This window comes from Pseudomonas sp. 2822-17, assembly GCF_002742485.1.
In the GTDB taxonomy this organism is placed as follows: Bacteria; Pseudomonadota; Gammaproteobacteria; order Pseudomonadales; family Pseudomonadaceae; genus Aquipseudomonas; species Aquipseudomonas cyclaminis.
Genome location: NZ_LJRZ01000958.1, coordinates 1 through 231 on the forward strand (window position 1 = coordinate 1; position 231 = coordinate 231).

1 protein-coding gene is annotated in these 231 nt (G+C 32.9%); it reads left to right on the forward strand.

Features of this window, described 5'->3' with window-relative positions; all coding sequences use genetic code 11:
• The coding region (locus tag AOA60_RS32970) for a hypothetical protein (protein WP_158235091.1) at positions 1-231 on the forward strand (231 nt) is incomplete at both ends.

Genomic DNA, 231 nt, shown 5'->3' on the forward strand with positions numbered 1-231 from the left:
TCACTTAAGTTGGCACAATTAAAAAGGGAACAACAGGACTATAAAGATCGAGTTCAATATTTAAAGGAAGAGATTTCTAAGTTTGATCAGGACGAAGATATATCAGAAATAGAAGAAGAGCTTGATCAAACAAAGAGAAAAGTATTAGGTTACTTCCAACAGGCAATTGAAAGTATTGATAAAGAGAAACAAAGCGTTTTGTTTGAAAGGAACCCAATAGAACGTCAAATG